The sequence below is a fragment of the Mycobacterium sp. IDUB_39 genome (genome assembly GCF_055419205.1).
Map to the genome: position 1 here is coordinate 37,014 of NZ_JBVAXF010000006.1, position 12,890 is coordinate 49,903.

The following is a 12,890-nucleotide window of genomic DNA, read 5'->3' on the forward strand; positions in this document are numbered from 1 at the left end:
GGGAGCGTGGATCGGCGCTACGTTAGCTGTCGGTACGGGGAATCCTGTCGAGACACATGCAAGGGAAGACAATGAAGACGATCAGAACATCCGTGCGTCGGGGAGTCGCCGGCGTGCTGGGCACTTGTGCCCTCGGTGTGGTCGCCGGTGCTGTCGCGATGCCTGCGGCCAGTGCGGCACCGTGCTCGGCCAGTGGCTTCGCCACCACCGCCAGCGGCGTGCTCGGAGCGGCGGGTGGCTACCTTGATGCGCATCCGGGGGCCAACGATGTCCTCACCGCCGCAGCCAGCCAGCCGGCCGGGGAGGCGGAGACCTCGGTGCGGGCCTACTTCACCGCACACCCGAATGAGTACTTCGACCTTCAGGGGATCGTCGCCCCGCTCAAGGATCTGCGCGGGCAGTGCGGCGTCTCGGTGACACCGAGTCAGCTGGCAGTGCTGTTGGACGGGATCTAGTAGTCGTCACCACGCCCGCCGCCACCACACGTTGCGGCGGCGGGCGTGGCGATCAGAAGCCGGGAATGCCGCTCAGCCCGGACAGGCCGGGCAGGTTCATCTGAGCGGCCTGGCCCAACCAGTCGCCGTTGGCGATCGAGGCCATCATCTGTGGGCAGTACATCGAGATCGCGATGCTGGTGAACAGGCTCGACATACCGGGTGAGACACCGTTGGTGCCGCCCATCTGGGACGCGATGGACGCGAAGTCGCCGCCCGGTTTGACGAGCATGGGACAGATCGATTGAGCCATGCTGACCGCCGTGCCGGGATCGCCGTATGACACGCCGGAGTCCGCGAGCGCGGCCAGGAATCTGTCACTGACCACGTCGGCATTGGCCGGGGCGGGGGAGACGGCTGCGACGGCAACGATGCCGACCGAGAGTGCCACCGCCGCGGTGGCTCGTGCGGAAACGTCCAGTAAGACCGGAATAACGTTCATGGGTCCTACTCCCTTGTTTGAATCACGAATTGAAATCACTGCCGTAACTTCTGGAACACTGCTGTACTTCTGTAACATTTGGAACACGACGCGGACACGATTTGCACGCTATGCGTTTCGTGAGCGGAGCCTGACTGTCCTCATGTGAAGATGCCTCACCTCCGATACGGGCCCATATCGACGTCGGTGAGGTGGCGTGTTCTCGAATTAATTCGATATGCCGCAAGGATATTCGTCACTAGGCTGTCTCGGATATGGATGTGCAGCGTGGGAGGGCCCTAGGCGCTGGAGTCGCACCGCCGGAGCGGATCGACCTCGGCGACATCGTGCTGCGCCGCTGGCAGCCCGGCGATCTGGCGGCGCGGTTCGAGGCCATCACGAAGTCCTACGTGGCCATTCATCCGTGGATGGAATGGCTCGCCGAGCCGGCCACACTGGAGCGCCAACGCGCTTTCGGCGCGACAGTGGCTGAGAGCTGGCCCGACGCTGACGGCGGGTGTCACTACGGAATATTCGATGGTTCTGGTGCCGTGGTCGGGGCAATCGGCCTGCACGACGATATTGGGCCGCGAGCGCTCGCGATCGGGTACTGGTGCCACATCGTCTACGCGGGGCGTGGGTTCATCACTCGCTCGGCCTCGCGTCTGACCGACATCGCGCTGTCACTGCCGGGCGTAGAGCGGGTGGAGATCCATTGCGACGAGGCGAACATTCGCAGCGCGGCCGTGGCGCGCCGACTTGGCTACCGCTTGGACCGTGTTGAGCCGCGGCCGGTGCGCGCCCCGGCCGAATCCGGCCGGGGAATGGTGTGGATCAAGCACGCGAGCCGCGACTGAGGTGTGCGGCGGGCCCTAGGTAGGTTGCCTTCTCCGGGGTCTGGGCCCCGTATCAAGTACCCCCAGGGGGTACTTGCGCATCGCCAGCGGGCGCTGTAGCGTGGGCCTGGTCAGATACCCCCAGGGGGCATGGCTGCTGACAGAGGGAGCAGCTGACGACCTCGACGACGGGCTGGCCGATGGCATCCACACCGGCCTCTCTCCACACCGTTGACCCATCACGGCTCAGCGTCGCGAATGAAAGGGGCCCGTCATGCCGAACTCGACTGACCTGTCCGCTCGTTTCGACCGCGATGTGATCCCACTGCTCGACCAGCTCTATCGCTCTGCGATGCGGATGGTCGGCAATCGTGCCGACGCGGAGGACCTACTCCAGGATGCAATGCTCCGCGCCTATAAGGGATTTGGGTCCTTCGCCGAGGGCACGAACATCAGGGCGTGGTTGTACCGCATCCTTACCACTACCCACATAAACAGGCACCGTAGCCGGCAGCGTCGACCAGCGGAGTGGCTTACCGACCAGCCCGCGGACTGGCAGATCAGGCCGCAGCAGCCCATGCCGCCCGGGCTGCGTTCGGCGGAGGTTCAGGCCCTGGAAGCGCTACCCGACGCACGGATCGTCGAGGCACTGCAGCAATTGCCGCTGGCCTCTCGGATGGCGGTCTACTACGCCGACGTCGAGGGTCTGCGGTACGCGGAGATCGCCGAGATCATGGGCACTCCGGTCGGAACAGTGATGTCGCGGCTGCATCGCGGCAGACAGAGACTTCGGATTTCGCTGGTCGAGGTCGCTCGCGAGCGCGGGTTGGCACACGCGGCGGACGCAGCGGCCGGCTCGCGGCAGTAACTGGAGACGCCGACCTGTGGATGAAATCGCGTCTGGGGATAACCGCTAGCGCAGACGCCTGTTCTGTCGGGCCCGCCCCTGACTGTGGTCGTCATGACGCAATCACGGACCCGCGCCCAGATCGGGGCGCTCGGTGAACAACTGGTAGTCGATCACCTGTGTGCGCTGGGCTGGCGGGTGTTCGAGCGCAATTGGCGGTGCCGGTATGGCGAACTCGACGTCATAGCCTTCGATCCTGGGGCGGCCGCGTTGGTGTTCATTGAGGTCAAGACGCGCACCAGCGATCAGTTCGGTGGTGTCGCGCAGGCCGTCTCGCCCGACAAGGTGCGCCGTCTGCGCCGCCTCGCCGGGTTGTGGCTCGCTGGCCAAACGCGGAGTTGGTCCCAGATTCGGATTGACGTGCTGGGGGTGCGGATCGCGCCCGGCGCGGCCCCGGAGATATCGCACGTGCAGGGGGTGGGGTGATGGCGCTGGGCCGGGCGTTCTCGGTGGCGGTGTGCGGGTTGGAGGGCCATCTCGTCGAGATCGAGGCCGACATCACCTCGGGGCTGCCCGGGGTGCATTTGGTGGGGCTGCCCGACGCGGCGTTGCAGGAATCGCGCGACCGGGTGCGTGCCGCGGTCACCAACTGCGGAAACACCTGGCCGCAGGCGCGCCTGACGCTGGCGTTGTCGCCGGCGACGCTGCCCAAGGTTGGATCGGTCTACGACATCGCGCTTGCGCTGGCCGTGTTGTCGGCAGACCGCAAGAAGGCGTGGTCGCGGCTAGAGAAGACGGTTCTACTGGGGGAACTGGCGCTCGACGGACGGGTGCGTCCGGTCAAGGGCGTGCTGCCCGCAGTGCTAGCAGCCAAACGCGAGGGCATCCCCACGGTGGTGGTGCCACGGGCCAACCTCGCCGAGGCCAGCCTCGTCGACGGCATCGATGTCTACGGCGCGGGCACTCTGGGTCAGTTGCAGGCCTGGGTGGAGGGCAAGTGTGCGCTCGACGACCGGATCGAGGCGCCGCAGACCGCGCCCGAGACCGCCGCCGATCTGTCCGACGTCGTCGGCCAGTCCCACGCCCGGTACGCCGTCGAAGTCGCCGCAGCGGGTGCGCACCACCTCATGCTCACCGGGCCGCCGGGCATCGGCAAGACAATGCTGGCACAACGGCTTCCGGGTCTGCTACCGCCCCTGACTCATGGTGAGTCGCTTGAGGTGACGGCCATCCATTCGGTGGCCGGCCTGCTATCGGGTAGCGCACCGCTGATCACCCGGCCGCCGTTGGTGGCGCCGCACCACACCTCGACTGTGGCCGCCATGGTCGGCGGCGGTTCGGGCATGGCCAGACCGGGTGCAGTGAGCCGCGCCCACCGGGGTGTGCTGTTCCTCGACGAGTGCGCCGAGATCGGCGGCAGTGTGCTGGAGGCATTACGAACACCGTTGGAGGACGGCGAGATCCGGCTCGCGCGACGCGACGGCGTCGCGCGGTATCCGGCGCGCTTCCAACTGATCCTGGCGGCTAATCCCTGCCCGTGCGCGCCCGCCGATCCACGCGACTGCGTGTGCTCGGGCTTGGTCAAGAGTCGCTACCTGGGCAAGTTGTCGGGCCCGCTTCTTGACCGTGTGGATCTGCGCGTTCAGTTGCATCCGATTCGATCCAGCGCGTTCGCGGCAGGGGAGGGGGAGGCCACGGCGACGGTGCGGGACCGCGTCGCTGCCGCACGTGGTGCCGCTGCCGCACGCTGGGCGCCGCACGGCATCCGAACCAACGCCGAGGTCAGCGGCCCCCTTCTGCGAAGGCGGTATCGCCCCGCGCCCGCGGCGATGGCGCCGTTGCGCATGGCACTTGACCGGGGCGCATTGAGCATCCGAGGTGTCGATAGGACTTTGCGCGTCGCGTGGACATTGACGGACTTGGCCGGGCGGAACTCACCCGGGCTGGGCGAGATCACCACCGCCCTGAGCTTCCGCCAGGCAGGTGCGTGATGAGCGATGACGAGCGCCGCGCGTGGGCCTACCTGTCCCGGGTCGCGGAACCGCCGTGCGCCCAACTGGCGTCGTTTGTCGTCGAGGTGGGTGCGGTAGATGCGGCCGAGCGGGTGCGACGTGGTGCGGTGGGCGCCGATCTGTTGGTGCTGACCGAGGCGCGTCGTGAGATCGACTGCGCTGTTGAGGATCTGGCTGTTCTGGATCGGCTCGGTGGCCGGCTGCTGACACCCGACTGCCAGGACTGGCCGCTCCTGGCGTTCGCCGGTCTGGGTCGTGCGATGGGTCGGCCGAAGCCGCAGAGCCAACCACCGCTGGTGTTGTGGGTGAACGGGCCCGAGCGGCTCATCGACGTCGCCGAACGCGCCTGCTCAATCGTCGGAACACGGGCTGCCACCACCTACGGCGAATTTGTCGCCGGAGACCTCGCGACCGGGCTCGTCGAACGCGATGTCGCGGTGGTCTCCGGCGGCGCCTACGGCATCGACGGCGTCGCGCACCGTGCGGCGCTAGCCGCCGAGGGCAGCACTGTCGCGGTCCTAGCCGGCGGTATCGACGTGCCCTACCCCGCGGGCCACACTGCATTGCTGCGACGCGTGGCCGAGCAGGGCGCGGTGGTCAGCGAGTATCCGCCGGGAGTTCGGCCGGCGCGCTACCGGTTCCTCACTCGCAACCGTCTGGTCGCCGCGTTGTCCGGGGCGACGGTGGTGGTCGAAGCCGGTCTGCGCAGCGGTGCGGCCAACACCGCGGCTTGGGCTGCCTCGATAGGCCGACCGGTGTGCGCGGTACCGGGGCCGGTCACATCATCGGCCTCGGCGGGTTGTCACGTGCTGCTGCGTGGCGGCGCGCAGCTTGTCACGCGAGCCGCCGAGGTCGTCGAACTGATCGGCAGGATCGGTGAGCTCGCGCCGGAACTCGATCGGCCCGCCACCCCATTGGACAATCTGGACGATGTCGAGCGGCGGGTGTACGAGGCGCTTCCCTCCCGTGGTGCGCGCACCGCCGACCAGATCGCGGTGGCCTCGGGCATCCCGGCTCAGCAGCTGTTCGGCCCGTTGACGGTGCTGGAGCTGGCGGGTCTGGTGATCCGGCAGGAGGGCCGCTGGAAGATCGCGCCACGGTAGACCACCACCTCTCATGGCCCGCTCGTATAGTCCAAGGCGTGGCTGGACGACCGATTCATACATTCGAAGTGATCCGCAGCGAGCAGCTGACCCCGCACATGATCCGGCTGGTGCTGGGTGGTGACGGCTTCGACACCTTCGTACCCAGCGAGTTCACCGATTCCTACGTAAAGATTGTGATTGTGCGCGACGACGTCGACGTCAGCGAGCTGCCCACGCCACTCACGCTGGACAGCTTCAACGAACTGCCCGAGGAGCGCCGTCCCGTCGTGCGGACCTACACCGTCCGCAGTGCCGACACCGACAAGCGCGAGATCACGATCGACTTCGTCGTCCACGGCGAGCAGGGTGTCGCCGGTCCGTGGGCGGCCTCAGTGAAACCCGGCCAACCCGCATACCTGATGGGTCCCAGCGGCGCTTACACACCGGATCCGGAAGCCGACTGGCACCTCTTAGCCGGTGACGAGGCCGGATTGCCCGCGCTGAGTGCGGCGCTGGAAGCGTTGCCACGCAATGCCGTTGGACAGGCGTTCATCGAGGTGAGCGGCCCTGACGACGAGGTGCCGTTGGCAGCGCCCGATGGTGTCGAGGTGCGCTGGATCTACCGAGGCGGTCGTGCCGACCTGGTGTCCGATGACATCGCGGGCGACAACGCGCCGCTCGTCGCGGCGGTCACTGAGGCGTCGTGGCTGCCCGGCCGGGTGAGTGTGTTCATCCACGGCGAGGCGCAGGCTGTCATGCACAACCTGCGGCACTACATCCGCAAGGAGCGTGGCGTTGGTGCGAAGTCGGCGTCCATCTCGGGCTACTGGCGTCGTGGCCGCACTGAGGAGACGTTCCGTCAGTGGAAGGCTGAACTGGCGAAAGCAGAATCCGGCACCGACGGCTGACCATCAACTGGCACCCTTAGGTCATGGCGTTCGGTGACTATCAGTTAGAGATCTACCTCCAGGGCCTGTCCGGCATCGTGCCCGCACTGCCGATGTCGTTCGAGGATCTGGAGGGCAGGGCCCAGTCGGCGATGTCGCCGTCGCTGTGGTCTTATGTCGCCGGCGGCGCGGGGGACGAGCGCACACAGCGCGTCAACGTCACCGCGTTCGAACGCTGGGGCGTGATGCCCCGCATGTTCGTCGGGGCCAAGGAGCGCGACCTCTCGGTGGACTTGTTCGGCCTCACGCTGCCCTCACCGGTGTTCATGGCGCCGATCGGTGTGATCGGGCTGTGCGCACAGGATGGCCACGGCGACCTGGCGGCCGCACGCGCGGCGGCACGCACCGGGGTGCCGATGGTGGTGTCAACGCTGACCGAGGATCCCCTCGAGGACATCGCCGCCGAATTCGGTGACACCCCAGGGTTCTTCCAGCTCTACACGCCCACCGACCGCGACATGGCGGCGAGCCTGGTGTCACGTGCCGAGGCCGCCGGATACAAGGGCATCGTCGTCACGCTGGATACATGGGTACCGGGTTGGCGGCCACGCGATCTGTCGACGTCGAACTTCCCGCAGCTCCGCGGCAAGTGCCTGTCGAACTACACCAGCGATCCGGTCTTCCGCGCCGCGCTGGGGCAGTCACCGGAGGAGAACCCGCAAGCCACGGTGCTCCAGTGGGTGTCGTGGTTCGGTAATTCACTGTCGTGGGAGGACCTGCCCTGGCTGCGATCCCTGACCACATTGCCCCTCCTGGTGAAGGGTATCTGTCATCCTGATGACGCACGCCGCGCCATCGACGACGGCGTCGACGGCATCTACTGCTCCAATCACGGTGGCAGACAGGCCAATGGGGGACTGCCCGCGATCGACTGCCTACCCGGTGTGGTCGAGGCCGCCAACGGAGTGCCGGTGCTGTTCGACTCGGGTATCCGAAGCGGCGCCGACATCGTCAAGGCGCTGGCGCTCGGTGCGACGGCCGTGGGCATCGGGCGGCCCTACGCCTATGGCATGGCTTTGGGTGGCACCGACGGAGTGGTGCACGTGCTGAGGTCACTCCTCGCCGAGGCGGACCTCATCATGGGCATCGACGGCTACCGTTCGCTCGCCGACCTCACACCGGATGTGTTGCGGCCCGTCACCTAGACGGGGTCGCCGTCTTGGTCGTCGTCCTCGGGTGGGTGCAGCATGCGTTCGGGGTGGTGCAGGTCGTTGGTGCGGGCTTGGCCGGTGTCGAGGTGTGGGGGTGGGATCCATTCGGTGCGGCCGTCTTTGCGTTTTCGGGTGATCCACTGGGTTTGTTCGATGAGGCGGTTGTCGGGTCCGCAGGCCAGTGACAGTTCGTCGATGTTGGTCTGGCCGCCGTTCTTCCAGTCCGTGACGGCGTGGTGGGCTTGGCATTTGTAGCCCGATGCTGTGCAGCCGGGGCGGGTGCAGCCGCGGTCTCTTGCGTAGAGCACGACGCGTTGTGCGCCGGTGGCGCAGCGGCGGGTGCGCCCGAGGTAGAGGGCCGCTTCGGTGTGCTTGTCGAACACCGCCAGATAGTGGAAAGAGTGGGAGGCCTGTGCGATCAGGTCGCGCATGGGTAGCCGGGTGCCGCCGGCGGTGATGGCGTGGCCTGTGCCGGATTCCAGTTCCTGCAGGGTGGTGGTGACGATGATGGTGGTCGGTAGCCCGTGGTGCTGACCCAACTGTCCTGAGCACAGCAGGTTGCGGCCCATGGCGAGTAGGGCGTCGTGGTTGCGTTGGTATTGGGTGCGGTCATCGGCGTCGATGGAGGCGTCGGTGGGTTCGCCGTCGATGGTGGGTGTGGGGTCGTTGGGGTTGCACATGCCGGGCTTGCCCCATTTGGCGAAGATGGGTTCGAGGGTGGCCCGCGCCTGTGGGGTGAGGTGTCCGCTGATGCGGCTCAGCCCGTCGGCGCCCTGGTTGCCGATCGAGATGCCGCGGCGGCGGTCGCGTTCGGTGTCGGTGTAGTCCCCGTCGGGGTGTAGCAGCGCCAGCAGCAGAGCAGTGGCACTGCGCAGACCCTCGGGGCTCTGTTTGACGGCCACTCGCACCAGATCGGTCTCGGCGTCCTGGCGAGTGTGGGTGTCGATGTGCTCGGGTAGGTCGGCGAAGAACTTGCGGATGATCGCGATGTGTTCGGTGTTGATCTGGCCGCGGGCCTGGGCGGCGGCGGTGTGCTCGAGCACTGGTGGCAGGGGTTGGCCGGTCAGGGTGTGGCGCGGGCCCAGGTCGGCGGCGCAGCGGATGCGCTTGCTGGCCTCGTTGACGCTGATCCGCAACCGGAATGCCACCAGCCTTGGCAGGGTGGTGTCACCGAGTTCGAGCGGGTTGGCCTCAGCGGCCAGCCGGTTGAGGACGCGCTGCTCGGTGACGGGCAGTCTGCGGTTCACCCGCTCCAGGCGGTCCATGACGTCGAGGAGTCGGCGGTGGCTCATCGTGTCGAGGCAGGCCTGGTCCAGGTCATCGAGGGCGGTGTCGAGGACGTCGAGGGCCGCGGCGACCGGGCCCTCGTAGTCATGCAACTCCGCCACTGACATATCTCGAACACTAGTTCGATGCACCGACAGGTTTGGCCTGGTTTGTGACTAGTGAAACCAAAGGGACAGAAGAGTTTTCGCCAATTTGGTGAGCGCGCGCAGAGTCGGATCTGAGACCGGCGTGTCGCCCGCAGACACGCGCACTCGCGGGTGGGCGTGGCATGGGAAAGTCTCGAAACCATCACACCCCCGACCGCCTCACGCGGTCTCGGGCGAATCTCTGCAACGGTGGTGAGGTGACGACGGTTCAGGTCGAGGCGGTGCTCGAGGAGTTCGACGAGTACCTCGCGCTGCAACGCGGCCGATCCGAGCACACTCGCCGTGCCTACCTCGGCGATCTCAGGGCGCTGTTCACATTCGTACGAGAGCGGAACCCCAACGGCGGGCCGGCAGAACTGACGCTGCCCGTGCTCCGCTCCTGGCTCTCGGCACAGGCCTCCGGCGGCGCGGCTCGTACGACGCTGGCTCGGCGCACCTCGGCGGTCAAGACGTTCACCGCGTGGGCGTCGCGATGCGGCCTGCTCGACACCGACCCGGCGACGCGCTTGCAGGTGCCCAAGGCGCATCGGACACTGCCCGCGGTGCTACGCCAGGACCAGGCGCTCGACGCCATGGATGCCGCGACCTCAGGAGCCCAGCAGGGCGACCCGCTCGCACTACGCGACCGCCTCATCGTGGAGATGCTGTACGCCACCGGAATTCGTGTCAGCGAGCTGTGCGGTCTCGACGTCGATGACGTCGACTCGTCGCGGCGGCTGCTGAGGGTGCTGGGCAAGGGCAACAAGCAACGCACCGTGCCCTTCGGTGAGCCAGCCGGAAGAGCCTTGGCGGCATGGCTTTCCGACGGCAGGACCGCGCTGGCCACCCCGGCGTCCGGCCCAGCCCTGCTGCTCGGCGCCCGCGGTGGACGTATCGACCCGCGTCAGGCGCGCACCGTCGTGCACCAAACCATGGCTGCGGTAGCCGGTGCGCCCGATATCGGCCCCCACGGTCTGCGGCACAGTGCGGCAACCCACCTGCTCGAGGGCGGTGCCGACCTGCGCGTCGTTCAGGAGCTCCTGGGCCACTCGTCGCTGGCCACCACCCAGCTGTACACGCACGTCACCGTCGCTCGGCTGCGCGCCGTGCACGACCAGGCGCACCCACGCGCGTAATCGCGCAGCAGCACTCAATTCCGCAACAGTGCAATGACCTTCGCGAGATCGGGCAGCGCCGAGGCGCGTCCGGGCAGCTCGTCGAACACCGTCCAATAACTGATGCCGAACCGCCGCTGCCGGTCGGCGAGTGTCTGTGCCATCTGCTCGTGCGTGCCGATCAGGACGAACGGCGACTCAAGTAGCAGCTCGGGCGCGGTGCCATCAACCGTGGCGGCCAGCTCCGCGGCGGCAGCGCCGCGATCGTCGGTGGGCACGACGAACTGGATCAGTGCATTGAGTTCGATGGCATCGAAGCGGGACCCTTCCGCATCCCGCACGACCGCGATGCGGTCCTCGAGTCCCTCGGGGTCGAAGTGGGTCAGCCGCACACGCGAGGCGTCGTGGTTGTGGGTGATGCCCGCGAGCCCGGCGATGTCGGCGATCCGCCCCGCGAGCGCAAGTACGCGGGTCCCGTTGCCGCCGATCAGGATCGGGACCCGCGTGGGCGGGGCAGCGACCAGGGCGCCGCCCGGTGCGTGCACCCGGTAGTGCGTGCCGTCGACGTCAACGGCATCGCCGTCGAGCAGCGAGCGGATCACCGCGACAGACTCCTCGAGGCGCGACACCCGGACACCGCCTACGTCGAACGGCAGGCCTGCGGCGTCGTACTCCGACCGCATGTGACCCGCGCCAAGGCCCAGTTCGAAGCGGCCGCCGGAGACCGCCGCAAGGGTGGCCGTCTCACGCGCCACGTCGACGGGATGGCGGAAGTCGTTGTTGAGCACCAGGGTCCCGGTGTGCAGGGTCGTGGTCGCCATGGCCGCGGCGGTGGCACCGACGAACGGCGACAGCGTGGGACGAGGTGATCGGCGAACGTCATGACGTCGAAACCGGCTGCCTCCACCGACACGGCGAAGTCACCGAACTCGCGACCGCGCGGCAGCGCCGTGGTCAATCCGAAGCGCATCGGACGAGAGGTGTGCGACTGCGATGCCGAGCCCATGTCTCGACGGTAAGCCCGCGTAGGATCACGGGGGAGCAGAGGAGCCCTCTATCAGCGTCATTCGGTCCACTATCGATATGTCCTGGGGTTCGGTTTCGGCCCTTGAATGGTCATCCGGGAGTCCGCAGGCGCCGGCGGTCATGTTGTTGCACGGTGGTGGAGTCGACAACGCGTCACTGTCATGGGGTGGCGTCGGACCACGGCTCGCGGCCGCAGGCTACCGCGTCATTGCCCCCGATCATCCGGGCTTCGGTGAGAGCGCCTCCGCGCCATGGCAGGTCACCCAGGAGCGCCTCGTCGGCTACGTCGGGGAGCTGGCCGACGCGCTGGCGCTGGACTCCTACGTGCTCGGCGGCCTCTCGCTGGGCGGCGGTATGACCATCGGCCACGTACTGGACCGGCCACACCGGGTCGCCGGCGCGATGCTGCTCGGCAGCTACGGGATCATGCCGAGGTTGTCCGATGGACCGATGTCGCTACCGCGACAGATGCTGACCTGGGCGACACTGCGCACCGGACTGCTCGGTGCGACAACGCAATGGATGGCGCGCAGCCCGCGGGCCATGGCGTGGAGCATGACGGCGCTCATCGGTGACCCCGCGCAACGAACCGACGCGCTGATGGCGGAGGTCGCGTCGGCGGCCGCGCGTGGTGATGGTTTCGAGGCGTTCGAGAGCTGGCAGCGAGACCAGGTGCGATGGAATCGACTCGCGACCGACTACACCGCGCAACTGCCGAGCTTCACATCCCCGGCCCTGATCATCCACGGCAGCTGCGACCCAGGCGTGCCGGTCGCCCACGCGGTACAGGCGGCGTCGCTGATCCCCGACGCGGAACTCAACGTCGTCGCAGGCGCCCGTCATTGGGTGCAGCGGGACCAACCCGATGTCGTCGTCGACGCGATGCTCGGCTTCCTCGGACGACTAGGGATGTAGGGGTTTCAAGCGAACCCGCGCCGTGGCGAGTAGTCCCAGCGGATTGAGGTAGTCCGCCCGCGCCGCCGGACCCCACATCGCGCCCCAGTGCAGGCACGCCGATACCGGGCAGCCCGCGTGACCGGCGATCAACTCGCCGAGCGAGGTGCCGGCGGTGACCAGCGTGCCGGGTCGCACCGACGCGCGCACCGGCTCATAACTGGTCCGCAGCCCACCGGGGTGTGCGATCGACACCACCGGCCGACCGGCGAGTTCTCCCGCGAACACCACGGTCCCGGGGCCGGCGGCGTGGACGATCTGACCGGCGGACCCGGCGAGGTCCACACCACGGTGGCCCCGCGTCCAGTTGGGCGACGGTGCGTCGAACTCACGGACCACCGCAGGCCGGGGCCGCAGCGGCCACTCCAACCGTCCGTCGGACGCCCAGGCCGGGGTCGCGCACACCAGGCAGAGCAGCCAGCACAGGGCTAGTATTCGCATAGTCCCAGTTCAGTGGGTGCAGACAGCGATGCCAAGGGCCGAAACCGCCCGCTGTGGACGAATTCGCCACTGTGGATATCGCCGTGGCAAAAGCATGCACGTCAACGGTGTAAACTCAGTCCCGCAATCCGCAACTGTGGATTGACTTC

General features: G+C 67.6%; 13 protein-coding genes and 1 pseudogene. 10 read left to right on the plus strand and 4 right to left on the minus strand.

Going from position 1 to position 12,890, the window contains the following annotated elements:
- The first annotated feature begins 71 nt into the window (after positions 1-71).
- The gene (locus ACZY0X_RS22065) at positions 72-455 is read left to right on the plus strand and encodes a heme-binding protein (protein WP_463773445.1); all 384 of its coding nucleotides are present in this window, start codon (positions 72-74) and stop codon (positions 453-455) included.
- A gap of 52 nt (positions 456-507) precedes the next feature.
- On the opposite strand, the gene ACZY0X_RS22070 is transcribed toward ACZY0X_RS22065, so the two are convergent.
- Positions 508-936: a DUF732 domain-containing protein gene (locus ACZY0X_RS22070; RefSeq protein WP_463773446.1), complete on the minus strand. Its 429-nt coding sequence runs from the start codon at positions 934-936 to the stop codon at positions 508-510.
- 254 nt (positions 937-1,190) lie between these two features.
- Here ACZY0X_RS22070 and ACZY0X_RS22075 point away from each other — a divergent pair, with 254 nt between their 5' ends.
- The 7 genes from ACZY0X_RS22075 (at position 1,191) to ACZY0X_RS22105 (ending at position 7,787) form a co-directional block, all read left to right on the plus strand.
- Positions 1,191-1,772, plus strand: a complete 582-nt coding sequence (locus ACZY0X_RS22075) for a GNAT family N-acetyltransferase (protein WP_463773447.1) — start codon at positions 1,191-1,193, stop codon at positions 1,770-1,772.
- 253 nt (positions 1,773-2,025) lie between these two features.
- Complete coding sequence (locus ACZY0X_RS22080) at positions 2,026-2,619, plus strand: sigma-70 family RNA polymerase sigma factor (RefSeq protein ID WP_463773449.1); 594 nt, start codon at positions 2,026-2,028, stop codon at positions 2,617-2,619.
- 93 nt (positions 2,620-2,712) lie between these two features.
- Entirely contained in the window at positions 2,713-3,084 is a 372-nt protein-coding gene (locus tag ACZY0X_RS22085) for a YraN family protein (RefSeq protein WP_463773450.1), read from the plus strand.
- Positions 3,084-4,589: a YifB family Mg chelatase-like AAA ATPase gene (locus tag ACZY0X_RS22090; protein ID WP_463773451.1), complete on the plus strand. Its 1,506-nt coding sequence runs from the start codon at positions 3,084-3,086 to the stop codon at positions 4,587-4,589. The genes ACZY0X_RS22085 and ACZY0X_RS22090 overlap by 1 nt, the downstream gene beginning before the upstream one ends.
- On the plus strand, positions 4,589-5,713 hold the full coding sequence (gene dprA / locus ACZY0X_RS22095; protein ID WP_463773453.1) for a DNA-processing protein DprA: 1,125 nt from the start codon (positions 4,589-4,591) through the stop codon (positions 5,711-5,713). Before ACZY0X_RS22090 ends, dprA begins: the two co-directional genes overlap by 1 nt.
- A gap of 38 nt (positions 5,714-5,751) precedes the next feature.
- Complete coding sequence (locus ACZY0X_RS22100) at positions 5,752-6,603, plus strand: siderophore-interacting protein (RefSeq protein ID WP_463773454.1); 852 nt, start codon at positions 5,752-5,754, stop codon at positions 6,601-6,603.
- Between the two features lie 23 nt (positions 6,604-6,626).
- Positions 6,627-7,787, plus strand: coding sequence for a lactate 2-monooxygenase (locus tag ACZY0X_RS22105; protein WP_463773455.1), 1,161 nt, complete (start codon positions 6,627-6,629; stop codon positions 7,785-7,787).
- On the opposite strand, the gene ACZY0X_RS22110 is transcribed toward ACZY0X_RS22105, so the two are convergent.
- Entirely contained in the window at positions 7,784-9,187 is a 1,404-nt protein-coding gene (locus ACZY0X_RS22110; RefSeq protein WP_463773458.1) for an HNH endonuclease signature motif containing protein, read from the minus strand. The two genes, ACZY0X_RS22105 and ACZY0X_RS22110, sit on opposite strands and share 4 nt — an antisense overlap.
- Before the next feature lie 236 nt (positions 9,188-9,423).
- Between ACZY0X_RS22110 and ACZY0X_RS22115 the strand changes: the two genes are divergently transcribed.
- Entirely contained in the window at positions 9,424-10,341 is a 918-nt protein-coding gene (locus tag ACZY0X_RS22115; protein WP_463773459.1) for a tyrosine recombinase XerC, read from the plus strand.
- Positions 10,342-10,355: 14 nt separating this feature from the next.
- On the opposite strand, the pseudogene ACZY0X_RS22120 reads toward ACZY0X_RS22115, so the two are convergent.
- A pseudogene (locus ACZY0X_RS22120) lies at positions 10,356-11,326 on the minus strand (TIGR03621 family F420-dependent LLM class oxidoreductase).
- Between the two features lie 140 nt (positions 11,327-11,466).
- Between ACZY0X_RS22120 and ACZY0X_RS22125 the strand changes: the two are divergent.
- Positions 11,467-12,261, plus strand: coding sequence for an alpha/beta fold hydrolase (locus tag ACZY0X_RS22125; protein WP_463773460.1), 795 nt, complete (start codon positions 11,467-11,469; stop codon positions 12,259-12,261).
- Here the strand turns inward: ACZY0X_RS22125 and ACZY0X_RS22130 are convergent.
- A complete protein-coding gene (locus ACZY0X_RS22130) occupies positions 12,250-12,741 on the minus strand; it encodes a M23 family metallopeptidase (RefSeq protein WP_463773462.1) in 492 nt (163 codons plus the stop codon). The two genes, ACZY0X_RS22125 and ACZY0X_RS22130, sit on opposite strands and share 12 nt — an antisense overlap.
- Positions 12,742-12,890 lie beyond the last annotated feature (149 nt).

Bases quoted from the DNA above. Each gene is read 5' to 3' on its own strand.
- ACZY0X_RS22065 (WP_463773445.1), top strand. From the start codon at position 72: ATGAAGACGATCAGAACATCCGTGCGTCGGGGAGTCGCCGGCGTGCTG.
- ACZY0X_RS22070 (WP_463773446.1), bottom strand. From the start codon at position 936: ATGAACGTTATTCCGGTCTTACTGGACGTTTCCGCACGAGCCACCGCG.
- ACZY0X_RS22075 (WP_463773447.1), top strand. From the start codon at position 1,191: ATGGATGTGCAGCGTGGGAGGGCCCTAGGCGCTGGAGTCGCACCGCCG.
- ACZY0X_RS22080 (WP_463773449.1), top strand. From the start codon at position 2,026: ATGCCGAACTCGACTGACCTGTCCGCTCGTTTCGACCGCGATGTGATC.
- ACZY0X_RS22085 (WP_463773450.1), top strand. From the start codon at position 2,713: ATGACGCAATCACGGACCCGCGCCCAGATCGGGGCGCTCGGTGAACAA.
- ACZY0X_RS22090 (WP_463773451.1), top strand. From the start codon at position 3,084: ATGGCGCTGGGCCGGGCGTTCTCGGTGGCGGTGTGCGGGTTGGAGGGC.
- dprA (WP_463773453.1), top strand. From the start codon at position 4,589: ATGAGCGATGACGAGCGCCGCGCGTGGGCCTACCTGTCCCGGGTCGCG.
- ACZY0X_RS22105 (WP_463773455.1), top strand. From the start codon at position 6,627: ATGGCGTTCGGTGACTATCAGTTAGAGATCTACCTCCAGGGCCTGTCC.
- ACZY0X_RS22110 (WP_463773458.1), bottom strand. From the start codon at position 9,187: ATGTCAGTGGCGGAGTTGCATGACTACGAGGGCCCGGTCGCCGCGGCC.
- ACZY0X_RS22125 (WP_463773460.1), top strand. From the start codon at position 11,467: ATGTTGTTGCACGGTGGTGGAGTCGACAACGCGTCACTGTCATGGGGT.
- ACZY0X_RS22130 (WP_463773462.1), bottom strand. From the start codon at position 12,741: ATGCGAATACTAGCCCTGTGCTGGCTGCTCTGCCTGGTGTGCGCGACC.